Here is an 11,522-nt window from a genome sequence, read left to right on the forward strand (position 1 = left end):
TTCAAAAACCAGCTCTATGCTCTCTCTCAGCCACTGGAGAGCATCTCTGTATAAAGCTTTTTGTTTTTTACTTCTTCCTGTCATAGTTTTAACGATATTTATTTTATGAAGATAGTACCTGCTGCAGCCTTGCCTGCACAACATTCTTTCCAAGAAGTGAAATGGCTACCGGCAGCTCCGGTCCATGCGTCTGGCCTGTCGTCGCCACACGGACCGGCATAAACAGCTGCTTGCCTTTATAGCCTGTCGCTTTCTGGGTAGCTTTTACCGCTTTTTTCACTGTCTCCGGTTCAAAATCCGAAGCTTCGTCAAGCTCTTTCGAGAATTGCTCCAGTACAGTGCTTACGTGCTCTTGCTCAAGGACTTCCTGGGCCTCCTGAGTGTAGTCAATCTCTGTTTTAAAGAACATGTCTGTCAATTCAACAATCTCTGCCGCATAGTGCATTTGCTCCTGATAGATTCCCACAAGCTGCTTCAACCACTCATACTGTTCTTCCGACAGCTCTGACGGCAGCTTTCCTGCTTCCTGCAGGTGCGGAAGCGCAAGGAGCGTCAGGCGCTCTGTATCTGCCTCTTTCACATACTGGTTGTTCATCCAGGCGAGCTTGTCCGTATCAAAGACCGCCGGGGCTTTGGACACCCGCTCCAGCGAAAACTGCTCTTTTAACTCTTCAATAGAAAACAGTTCTTCTTCGCCTTTTGGAGACCAGCCGAGCAGCGCCAGGAAGTTTACGATGGCTTCCGGCAGGTATCCAAGATCACGGTACTGTTCTACAAATTGGATTACCGAGCCGTCCCGCTTGCTCATTTTTTGGCGGTTGGGATTCAAAATCAGTGAGGCATGGGCAAAGCGTGGCTTTTCCCAATCAAAAGCATCGTAGACCAGTGCCTGGCGCGGGGTGTTGGAAAGATGCTCTTCTGCACGAATGACGTGTGAAATTTCCATCAGATGATCATCAATTACTACCGCAAAGTTATAGGTCGGTATGCCGTCTTTACGGGCAATAACAAAGTCTCCGATGTCGTTAGAGTCGAAAATGACGTTTCCTCTGACAACATCATCGATAATCACGCTTTTCCCTTCCGGCACGCGGAAACGAACGACAGGTTTAATCCCCTGGTCTTCGTATGCTTTTCGCTGTTCCGGGGTAAGGTCGCGGTCACGCCCGCTGTATTTCGGGGCTTCGCCGCGGGCCATCTGCTCTTCCCTTTCCTGGGCGAGCTCTTCTTCTGTCATATAATCATAATAGGCTTTGCCCTCATCAAGAAGACGCTGCACGTATTCTTTGTACAGGTCAATGCGTTCCATCGACTGATAGGGCGCATGCGGGCCGCCAACATCTACGCTTTCATCCCATTCGATTCCCAGCCAGCGCAGGCTTTCCATTAAACGAGAAGTAGCGTCTTCCACATTACGCTCCTGGTCTGTGTCTTCAATGCGTAGAATAAAATCGCCGCCCTGGCTTCTGGCGAATAAATAATTAAACAGTGCCGAGCGCGCCCCGCCAATATGAAGATGGCCAGTCGGACTCGGAGCAAACCTTACACGTACTTTTTCACTCATTTCCTTCACCCTCCGTAGAATTCCTTTTTATCTCACACGTTTTTTCATATATTTAATCAGCTGGCTGCAGAAGGACCACCGCATGAGCAGCAATGCCTTCTTTTCGGCCGACAAATCCAAGCTTTTCTGTAGTAGTCGCCTTTACGTTCACCTGGTCGTCTGCCTCTGCTTCAAGCAGTTTACTGATCTTCTTTTTCATCTCTGGTATATGTGGAGCCATTTTTGGTTTCTCGGCGAGTATGGTCGCGTCGACATTTCCCAGTTTCCATCCCTTAGCTTTTACAAGACTGCAGACATGCGCAAGCAGCTCCGCGGAATCAGCATCTTTAAACTCGGGATCTGTGTCTGGAAAATGCTTGCCGATATCGCCCAGACCGACTGCCCCCAGTATCGCATCTGTCACTGCATGAAGTAAAACGTCTGCATCCGAATGCCCCAGGAGCCCTTTATCATGAGGAATGTCTATGCCCCCAAGGATTAAAGGACGGCCTTCCTGCAGCTGATGTACATCATATCCATGTCCTATTCTCATTACCTTTTTCCCTCTCTTCGCTTCTGCAAAATCGCACGGGCCACCACCATGTCTTCAGGGGTGGTCAGCTTGATATTATCATAGCTCCCCTCGACAATTTTTACCGGCCGGCCCATATATTCCACCAGACTGGTGTCGTCTGTCCCAATAATCTGATGAGCGGCAGCGTAATCGTAGGCTTCCGTCACCACTGCAGCCTGAAACGCCTGCGGAGTCTGTACAGCCCATAAACTCGAGCGGTCAATCGTCTCAAGCACTTTCTCTCCATCTGTACGTTTAACGGTGTCTTTCATTTTTGTACCAAGTACTGCGGCTCCGGTCTGCTCTGCCTGTTCCACGAGACGGTGAATATCGGCCTGCTCCACAAACGGGCGGGCCCCGTCATGGACCAAAACGACCTGATGCTCAGGGATAAGGCATTTCAATCCTTCATGTACACTGTTCTGGCGCTCGTTTCCACCAACGACCACCTGCTTCACTTTCCTTATGCCCCACTCCTTAAAAAGCTCTTCCATATCATAAATTTCTGAAGCATTGGCAACAACAATAATTTCTTTACACCACGGATCCTGCTCGAAAACAGATGCAGTATGAATTATTAATGGCCGTTCTTCTAAAACGAGAAACTGTTTATTATGGCCCGCCTGCATTCGCTTCCCCTGGCCGGCTGCAGGAATGACTACCGCATAGTTCATAGTACCTCTCCAATTTCACGACATTGTGTTACCAGTGTATGTATCGCATTTGCTCCGCTCTTAAAGCAAAGTCCGCTTGTTAATAATATGCTAGTACCCATAAAACGCCCTTATTATTCTACCGTACCGCTTATCAAACATTAATTTTACCAAAACTTTCTCTGAAGGAAAAGCTGACAGTTCTGTATAACCTGGAAAAATCCGCACAAAAAAACCCTGTGCAGGCACAGGGCATTTCCTTATAAAGCTTTTTCGCGCTTTGATACCTTTGGTTTGGCAAATATCATCCGTCCAGCACTCGTCTGCAGGACACTTGTAACTACCACTTCTATTTCCTGGCCGATATAGCCTTTGCCGCTTTCGACTACAATCATCGTGCCATCGTCTAAGTATCCGATGCCCTGGCTCTGTTCTTTTCCGTCTTTGATTACCTGGACCAGCATTTCTTCGCCGGGAAGAACGACTGGTTTGACGGCGTTCGCCAGGTCATTAATATTTAACACACTAACGCCTTGGAGGTCGCATACTTTGTTTAAATTAAAATCATTGGTAACGACAATGCCATTCCGCACTTTCGCGAGTTTTACCAGCTTGCTGTCCACTTCATGAATATCTTCAAAATCGGTGTCCGTAATCTCTACTTCAATAGGAAGCTCCTTTTGAATGCGATTTAAAATATCAAGACCCCGCCGGCCCCGGTTGCGCTTTAACACATCCGAAGAATCCGCAATATGCTGAAGCTCTTCAAGCACAAATTCCGGAATTACCAGTTTTCCTTCAATAAACCCTGACTGACAAATATCCGCAATGCGCCCGTCAATAATTACGCTCGTATCAAGCAGTTTCTCCCACGCCTGATTTTCTTCCGAGGTTGCTGCAGCGTCCAGCGCTGCTTCTTCCTTCGCAGCAGCGTTTTTTGAGGTCGAAAAAAGGCCCAGCAGTTCATCACGCTTTTTAAAACCAATCTGAAAGCCGAAGTAGCCACAGAAAAAGGATAAAAACAAGGGCAGAACGGAATCAATTACTGGAATACGGATTGAATTAAGCGGAAGAGAAATGAGAAAGGCAACCACCAGGCCGAAAATCAGGCCTAGCGTCCCGAATAACACGTCTGTAACAGGTGCCTTCACGACTTTTTCTTCTAAAAAGCGCATGCCGTTGACAATTGGTCTTGCCACCCACAAACTAATAGCCCAAAGCACAAATCCAACAACAATAGCCCCTGCAATTGCACCGATATAGGCATTATACACCCAGTCAGGAAAAGTATAAAAAGGAAATAATGAGATAAGTTCAGGAATATAAAGGAAACCTAACGTAATACCGGCAAGAACAAAAAATAACTGTACAATCTTTTCCAACACTTTCCATGCACCTCCTTAAGGATATTATAAACATTTTTCTCTCCGTACAAACCACTAACGCCATATTTATCACAACTTTGGACAATTTGATACAATATATTCATAAGATTGTTGAATTTTCTTAATTATTAGGAAAAAGGATAGAGAAGATCCTGGAAAAAGAACAGGACCTTCATCTTCCTATCTATCCGAGCGGGGCCGGATCAAGCGCAGCGTCCAGTGCTTCTTCAAGCGTCTTTACGCCTATTACCTGAATGCCTTCCGGAAATGTCCACCCGCCAATATTTTTTGATGGAATAATCGCTCGCGAAAATCCGAGCTTTGCTGCTTCTTTCACGCGTTCCTCCACCCGGGAAATGCGCCGGATCTCCCCGGTCAGCCCGACTTCCCCCATTACGATATCTCCCGGATTCGTTGATTGATTCCGAAAGCTTGAGGCAACGCATATCGCAATACCAAGGTCAACCGCCGGCTCGTCGAGCTTCACTCCCCCGGCAACATTAATATAAGCATCTTGGTTTTGAAGAAGCATGCCGAGGCGTTTTTCGAGCACCGCCATCAGAAGTGCAATCCGGTTCTGGTCGATGCCCGTAGCTGTCCGGCGCGGGTATGCGTAGCTCGTAGGAGCAATTAGCGCCTGCAGTTCCACAAGCACCGGCCGGGTACCTTCCAAAGAGGCTACTACTGCTGAGCCTGACGTACCCTCGGTTCGTTCTTCGAGAAAGATTTCAGAGGGGTTTGTTACTTCCTTCAGTCCTGCTTCCTTCATTTCGAATATACCGATCTCATTCGTCGAGCCGAACCTGTTTTTTACAGCCCGCAAGATCCGATACGTATTATGCTGTTCGCCTTCAAAGTAAAGCACGGAATCTACCATATGCTCGAGCATTTTCGGTCCGGCAATGGACCCCTGCTTGGTCATATGGCCGACAACGAATACAGCAATGCCCTGATTTTTTGCGATATGCATAAATGTCGACGTCGATTCACGTACTTGGGCTACGCTCCCAGGGGCCGACTGGATTTCATCCGAGTGCACTGTCTGAATCGAATCAATAATTACAAGGTCAGGCTTCACTTCTTCCATCGCCGCTTCGATCCGTTCCATGTTTGTTTCTGTAAAGACAAACAGCGTATCTGCTTCCACTCCGAGCCGCTCCGCTCTCATTTTTGTCTGCTTTACCGATTCCTCTCCGGAAACATAAAGCACACGATACTTCTGGGAAGCAAGCAGGGCAGATACCTGAAGAAGCAGCGTCGACTTTCCGATCCCAGGGTCGCCCCCAACCAGTACTAGCGATCCCGGCACGATGCCTCCCCCTAATACTCTGTTTAATTCTTCTACAGACGTTGAAATGCGGTTTTCTTTTTCCCCGGTTACCCGGGTAATTGGTGTCGGCTTGTCGGCTTCACTGAACACATTTGCCGCCGGGCGGCGGCTTGATTTTGATGCCGGAGCTTCTTTTTCCTCTACCATCGTATTCCAGTTGTTGCAGGCCGGACAGCGCCCCATCCACTTTTGCGTTTCATACCCACATTCCTGGCAGACAAATTTTGTTTTCGTTTTTGCCATACGATCCTCCTCTTTTACTACGGGAAGCACCCGTTTTCGTTTCGATTTCACTCTAATTTGTATTCATAAAAAGAAAAACAGCTGCCCCCTGACATCAATATGCCACAAGGCAGCTGTTTCGATTATAACCTTATTGCGCTTTTGCCGTGCCTGATGTCGTTTCAACAATGAACTCATCGTCTTTCACATCAATGACAGCGGTACTGCCTTCTTGAAGCGTGCCTTTGAGGAGCTCATCGGATAAACGATCTTCCACGTGACGCTGCAGAGCACGTCTGAGCGGCCGGGCCCCGTATTCAGGATCAAAACCTTCATCAGCAATTTTATCGAGCGCTGCTTCGGTAATTTCAACGCTGATGCCGTGTTCTTCCACACGTTTTTTAAGCTGCTCGGTCATTAAGCGCACAATCTTTTTGATATGCTCTTTTTCCAAACTGTGGAAGACAATGATTTCGTCCAGGCGGTTAATAAATTCAGGACGGAATGTGTTTTTCAGCTCGCCCATGATTTTGTCACGCATATCGTCGAATTTCTGCTCGGTTGACTGAGCGGCAAAGCCGACGCTTTTATTTTGGCGGAGAGTGCTTGCCCCGACGTTCGATGTCAGGATCAATGCTGTATTTCTAAAATCGACCCGGCGTCCTTTGGAGTCGGTGAGAAACCCATCTTCAAGTACTTGAAGCAGGATGTTAAATACTTCCGGGTGCGCCTTTTCAATCTCATCGAGCAAAATAACGGAGTACGGATTACGACGCACTTTTTCTGTCAGCTGGCCGCCTTCTTCATAGCCGACATAGCCTGGAGGGGAACCGACCAGGCGGCTCGTTGCGTGGCGTTCCATATATTCGGACATATCAATGCGAATAATTGATTCTTCGTCCCCAAATAGTGTTTCCGCTACAGCACGTGCCAGCTCTGTTTTACCTACACCCGTAGGTCCGAGAAAGATAAAGGAGCCAATCGGCCGTTTCGGATCTTTCAAGCCTGCACGGGCACGGCGCACGGCTTTGGAAATAGCATTGACTGCTTCATCCTGACCGACAACCCGGTTATGCAGAATGTCTTCCATATGAAGCAGGCGGTCCGTCTCTTCTTCCGCAAGCTTGGATACCGGTACGCCTGTCCAGCTCGAAACAACCTGAGCAATATCCTCTGTCGTAATCGCAGAGTTCTCCTGTCCCTGCTTTTCTTTCCATTCATTTTTCATTTCTTCGACTTCTGCGCGCAGCCGCTGCTCGGAATCACGAAGGGAAGCCGCTTTTTCAAATTCCTGGCTTTGAACAGCCGCATCTTTTTCCTTGCGTGTTTCCTCGAGGTTTTGTTCAAGTTCTTTTAGGTTGGGTGGTGCTGTATAGGAACGCAGACGCACCCGTGAACCCGCTTCATCGATTAGATCGATTGCTTTATCCGGCAGGAAACGGTCTGAAATGTATCGATCAGATAATTTAACTGCCTGTTCGATGGCTTCGTCCCCGATAGTTACCCGGTGGTGGGCTTCATAACGGTCTCTCAGCCCCGCGAGAATTTGAATGGATTCCTCGAGGGTCGGTTCATCTACTTGAATTGGCTGAAAACGACGCTCAAGAGCAGCATCTTTTTCAATATATTTGCGGTATTCATCCAGCGTAGTTGCACCAATGCACTGCAGCTCTCCACGTGCAAGGGACGGCTTCAGAATGTTCGATGCGTCAATCGCACCCTCTGCACCGCCGGCGCCAATTAAGGTATGCAGTTCGTCAATGAACAGCAGCACATTTCCAGACTGGCGGATTTCTTCCATTACTTTTTTCAGGCGGTCTTCAAATTCCCCGCGATATTTCGTGCCGGCAACGACTGTGCCCATATCGAGAGTCATGACCCGTTTATTCCGAAGCGTTTCTGGAACTTCATTAGAGACGATCGACAATGCCAGGCCTTCAGCGATAGCTGTTTTACCTACACCAGGCTCCCCGATAAGAACCGGGTTGTTTTTTGTCCGGCGGCTTAATACCTGAATAACACGTTCAATTTCCTGGCTTCTTCCGATGACCGGATCGAGGCCTTCTTCTTTAGCTACTGCCGTCAGGTCTCTTGCTAAGCTGTCCAGGGTAGGCGTATTGGCGCTTCCCCCTGCTCCAGGAGCCTGCTGGCTTCCAGAACTCGAAGCACCTTCATTGCTTCCGAGAAGCTGAAGCACCTGCTGCCGGGCTTTATTCAGGCTGACGCCAAGATTATTCAGCACCCGGGCTGCAACCCCTTCTCCTTCACGGATTAAGCCAAGCAGAATGTGCTCTGTTCCTACATAGGAATGCCCAAGTTTTCTCGCTTCATCCATGGAAAGCTCAATAACTTTTTTCGCCCGTGGAGTGTAATGAATCGTTTTCGATCCCTGTTGCCCAGTACCAATAAGGGTTTCTACTTCCTGCTGAATCTGGTCTGTATCTAAATTCAATGCTTGAAGGGCTTTCGCCGCAATGCCCTCACCTTCACGCACTAAACCAAGAAGAATGTGTTCTGTTCCTATATTATTATGGCCAAGGCGGATAGCTTCTTCCTGAGCTAGCGCCAATACTTTTTGCGCTCGTTCTGTAAAACGGCCAAACATCATGTTGCATGCACCTCCTACGCATTGGTAAATCTATAGTTCAAGTTTTATTCTTTCACGGATCACACTTGCCCGTCTTATATCTGCTTCTTCTTGAGTCAGTGATTCTCCTGCATACTGCTCAAGAAAACCAGGCTGAGTCAGTAACATAAGTTCATTTAAAATATTACCCGAAATCCCTTTAATTAAATCCAGGTCGATACCAAGCCTAACGTCTGATAAACGGTTGGCAGCTTCTTTGGTTGTCATCGTACGGCTGTAGGCAAGGATGCCGTAAGACCTGAACACCCGGTCTTCGAGCTTTATTCTTGAAGAGCTGAGCAGAGACTCGCGTGCGTGGCGTTCTCTTTGAATCACCTGCATTACTACACCGCGCAGATCTTCAATGATATCTTTTTCAGATTTTCCTAATGTCATCTGGTTGGAAATTTGAAAAAGGTTGCCAAGTGCTTCACTGCCTTCTCCGTAAATGCCTCTTACGACAAGACCAATCTGGTGAATAGCCGGAAGAATACGGCTAAGCTGGTTGGTCCAGACTAAAGCAGGCAGGTGTACCATTACTGAAGCTCTCATACCTGTTCCTACATTTGTCGGGCAGCTTGTTAAGTAACCGAGCCTTTCGTCAAACGCATAGGTAAGGTTGGCTTCCGCCCAATCATCGAGACGGTCAGCTTCATTGTAACATTCTTCAAGCTGCATGCCGTTACTCAGACATTGAAGACGTAAATGATCTTCCTCATTAACCATGATACTGATTGATTCATCGTTATTCAAAAGAACAGCACTATGTGCCATGTTTTTTATTAAATAGGGGCTGACAAGATGCTTTTCCACCAGTACCTGCCGTTCATTCGGGCGAAGCTCATTCATATTCAACGCTTCAAGGAAGCCTACTTCTTTTGATTGATTCAATAGAGTGGAAGAAGCATAGCGCAGAAGTGTTGCACTTGCTTCTTCTGAAGCAAAAACAGGGAAGGGATATTGCTCTATGTTACGGGCAAGCCGGACCCGGGTGCTGAGAGCAATATCGCCTTCCGGCCCTGGACCTTCCTGCATCCACGGACTGATCGCTTCTGAAAAAAATTGTTCGGATGCCATCAGCTGTCTTCCTCCCTTCCTTGAAACTGCTTTTCAAGGGCACGGATTTCGTCTCTTAATTCCGCAGCTTTTTCAAACTCTTCATTTTGGACAAAAATGTTAATCTGTCGTCTTTTCTCCTCCAGCTCCCTTTGGGCATACAGCTTCTCATGCCTGTGTTTTGGAACCTTGCCGGTATGATGGGTATTGCCGCTGTGTACCCGACGAAAAACAGGTGTCAGTTTCGATTCAAACGCGTGATAACAATGAGCACAACCCAATCGACCGGATTGAGTGAACTGTTTATACGTCAGTCCGCAGTTGTCACATGTCAGCGGCCGGGTTGTGTTTGCTTTTTTCGGCTGTTTCTTCCCGGCGTTTCCAGTAGTACTAGGCTGATCCATGTTTAATAAGTCCGATAACAAGTCCTGGATTGTATAGCCACCGGCAGCTGACATGAAAGAATGCTCCGTTTCAGAAGATTCCCCTTGTTCTTTTGCACACTCTTCGCATAAATGAAGCTCTGTTTTAGCTCCATTAACGATTTTCGTGTAATGCAAAGAGGCCGGACGCTGACCGCAATTCTGACAGATCATATCTCTTCCCTCCCCTTATTCATAGCGCAGACTTTCTATCATAGCTTGCATGATCCGCGCACGAACAATATCCCTTTCTTCTGGATACTTCAAAGCCAGTATAGACCTATCAACTGCCGCAAGCATTAAATTTGCTTCACGCTTATTCACCACTTTTTCCTCAAATAAACGCATAATAACACTCTCTGCCGTTCTTTGATCAATACCGTGGCCCACAAGATCTGAAACTTGGCGAAGCAGCTCTGCGTGATCTGAAATTTTAGCCCTTGTAATTCGTATATACCCGCCACCGCCGCGTTTACTCTCTACTACATAGCCTTTTTCAATAGTAAAACGCGTGCTTATGACATAATTAATCTGAGAGGGGACACACTCAAAGCGCTTTGCAAGTTCACTTCTTTTAATTTCAATTAGATCCTGTTCACTCTGTGTTAAAATTTGTTTTAAATAATTTTCAATAACATCAGACATGCTTTTCATTCCCGCGACCTCCTCTCCGCCCCGGTTCGTCTTGCTATTATCAAAAAATTGATTTTGACTATCTTTGACTATAATATATAATATTATTCAATTGTTTTCAAGCTAGAGAAGGGCAAAATGAAAAATCCGCCCTGAGATATATTAATCATAGGACGGATTCAATTCTATTTCTTTTATGCTCTCCACTTTATATAAAGATTGATACAGTTCTGTTTCAGCTATACCCTCTGGTAGATGAAGTTTAATATAATAATGAAGAAGAGCTTCGTCTTCGTCGAATTCTTTCCCTTTTATTTTTTGAACTTGAACCTCCATGCTTTCGAGACGCTGAATCGCCTCGCCGAGCTCGTTTGCTTTTTTGTCCATAGCTATAAACAATACGTCCGTATCAGAAACGTTTTTAAACCATTTGTCTACGTGATTTAGAAAGATAAGACTTGTCAATACAATGACCGTCGCAGCAATACCAGCAAAAAACATTCCTGCCCCTATGGTTAGGCCGATAGCAGCGACTGTCCAGATGGAAGCAGCAGTAGTCAGCCCCCGTATAGAAGCTCCCTGAACTATAATGGTACCAGCACCGAGGAAGCCAATCCCACTTATTACATAAGAAGCCAAACGCGAAGGATCATAAGCAACCAGATCCCCGTTTTGGTTTAAATAGTCCTGAAAGCCAAATAAAGCAAGCAGCATCACCAAACAGGAACCGGTCCCAACCAGCAGATGGGTTCGAAAACCAGCTGGATGGCCTTTCGATTCCCGCTCAATTCCTATCACTCCCGCCAAAAAAGCAGCAAGAATTAAACGAATTAGTATAATGACTGATTCATATTCCAACCACTGCTCCATCTAAGTCACATCCTTTCCTTCATTATATCCTATCTTTTTTGCTTTGTTTAAAGCTTTCTCATATAAAAAAACCGCTCCCCTCCGAAAAGGGAAACGGTTTAGCTCGCCCGGCAGCGATCTACTTTCACGGGGGGAGAGCCCCCGGCTATCATCAACGCTGAAGAGCTTAACTTCCGTGTTCGGCATGGGAACGGGTGGGACCTCTTCG

At 46.9% G+C, this 11,522-nt stretch carries 10 protein-coding genes, 1 rRNA gene and 1 other annotated feature (1 of these 12 running past the window's edge); all 11 genes read right to left on the minus strand.

Going from position 1 to position 11,522, the window contains the following annotated elements; translation table 11 throughout:
* Positions 1-93: a binding site (T-box leader), on the minus strand; it reaches 125 nt to the left of the window's first position.
* Between the two features lie 10 nt (positions 94-103).
* Positions 104-1,564 carry a glutamate--tRNA ligase gene (gene gltX, locus CHL76_RS13690; RefSeq protein ID WP_094908838.1) on the minus strand — a complete coding sequence of 487 codons (1,461 nt, stop codon included), beginning with the start codon at positions 1,562-1,564 and terminating at the stop codon, positions 104-106.
* Positions 1,565-1,616: 52 nt separating this feature from the next.
* Positions 1,617-2,096: a 2-C-methyl-D-erythritol 2,4-cyclodiphosphate synthase gene (gene ispF / locus CHL76_RS13695; protein WP_079475085.1), complete on the minus strand. Its 480-nt coding sequence runs from the start codon at positions 2,094-2,096 to the stop codon at positions 1,617-1,619.
* Positions 2,096-2,791 carry a 2-C-methyl-D-erythritol 4-phosphate cytidylyltransferase gene (gene ispD, locus CHL76_RS13700; RefSeq protein WP_079475084.1) on the minus strand — a complete coding sequence of 232 codons (696 nt, stop codon included), beginning with the start codon at positions 2,789-2,791 and terminating at the stop codon, positions 2,096-2,098. Before ispD ends, ispF begins: the two co-directional genes overlap by 1 nt.
* 239 nt (positions 2,792-3,030) lie before the next feature.
* Positions 3,031-4,155 carry a PIN/TRAM domain-containing protein gene (locus CHL76_RS13705; protein WP_094908839.1) on the minus strand — a complete coding sequence of 375 codons (1,125 nt, stop codon included), beginning with the start codon at positions 4,153-4,155 and terminating at the stop codon, positions 3,031-3,033.
* A 184-nt stretch (positions 4,156-4,339) separates the two neighbouring features.
* On the minus strand, positions 4,340-5,728 hold the full coding sequence (gene radA / locus CHL76_RS13710) for a DNA repair protein RadA (RefSeq protein WP_094908840.1): 1,389 nt from the start codon (positions 5,726-5,728) through the stop codon (positions 4,340-4,342).
* 130 nt (positions 5,729-5,858) lie between these two features.
* A complete protein-coding gene (gene clpC / locus CHL76_RS13715; protein ID WP_094908841.1) occupies positions 5,859-8,315 on the minus strand; it encodes an ATP-dependent protease ATP-binding subunit ClpC in 2,457 nt (818 codons plus the stop codon).
* Between the two features lie 30 nt (positions 8,316-8,345).
* Entirely contained in the window at positions 8,346-9,410 is a 1,065-nt protein-coding gene (locus CHL76_RS13720; RefSeq protein ID WP_079475080.1) for a protein arginine kinase, read from the minus strand.
* Positions 9,410-9,985, minus strand: coding sequence for a UvrB/UvrC motif-containing protein (locus CHL76_RS13725; RefSeq protein WP_079475079.1), 576 nt, complete (start codon positions 9,983-9,985; stop codon positions 9,410-9,412). The genes CHL76_RS13720 and CHL76_RS13725 overlap by 1 nt, the downstream gene beginning before the upstream one ends.
* Before the next feature lie 15 nt (positions 9,986-10,000).
* Positions 10,001-10,465: a CtsR family transcriptional regulator gene (locus tag CHL76_RS13730; RefSeq protein WP_079475078.1), complete on the minus strand. Its 465-nt coding sequence runs from the start codon at positions 10,463-10,465 to the stop codon at positions 10,001-10,003.
* Positions 10,466-10,606: 141 nt separating this feature from the next.
* Positions 10,607-11,314 (minus strand): MgtC/SapB family protein, encoded by a 708-nt coding sequence (locus CHL76_RS13735; RefSeq protein ID WP_079475077.1) that lies wholly within the window; start codon positions 11,312-11,314, stop codon positions 10,607-10,609.
* A 105-nt stretch (positions 11,315-11,419) separates the two neighbouring features.
* Positions 11,420-11,522, minus strand: a 5S ribosomal RNA gene (rrf, locus tag CHL76_RS13740); the annotation flags it as partial.

Origin of the sequence: Marinococcus halophilus (assembly GCF_002265875.1) — a bacterium.
Classification (GTDB): Bacteria; Bacillota; Bacilli; order Bacillales; family Marinococcaceae; genus Marinococcus; species Marinococcus halophilus.

Excerpts from the sequence above, each read along its gene's own strand:
- gltX (WP_094908838.1), bottom strand. The coding sequence starts at position 1,564 with ATGAGTGAAAAAGTACGTGTAAGGTTTGCTCCGAGTCCGACTGGCCAT.
- ispF (WP_079475085.1), bottom strand. The coding sequence starts at position 2,096 with ATGAGAATAGGACATGGATATGATGTACATCAGCTGCAGGAAGGCCGT.
- ispD (WP_079475084.1), bottom strand. The coding sequence starts at position 2,791 with ATGAACTATGCGGTAGTCATTCCTGCAGCCGGCCAGGGGAAGCGAATG.
- radA (WP_094908840.1), bottom strand. The coding sequence starts at position 5,728 with ATGGCAAAAACGAAAACAAAATTTGTCTGCCAGGAATGTGGGTATGAA.
- clpC (WP_094908841.1), bottom strand. The coding sequence starts at position 8,315 with ATGATGTTTGGCCGTTTTACAGAACGAGCGCAAAAAGTATTGGCGCTA.
- CHL76_RS13720 (WP_079475080.1), bottom strand. The coding sequence starts at position 9,410 with ATGGCATCCGAACAATTTTTTTCAGAAGCGATCAGTCCGTGGATGCAG.
- CHL76_RS13725 (WP_079475079.1), bottom strand. The coding sequence starts at position 9,985 with ATGATCTGTCAGAATTGCGGTCAGCGTCCGGCCTCTTTGCATTACACG.
- CHL76_RS13730 (WP_079475078.1), bottom strand. The coding sequence starts at position 10,465 with ATGAAAAGCATGTCTGATGTTATTGAAAATTATTTAAAACAAATTTTA.
- CHL76_RS13735 (WP_079475077.1), bottom strand. The coding sequence starts at position 11,314 with ATGGAGCAGTGGTTGGAATATGAATCAGTCATTATACTAATTCGTTTA.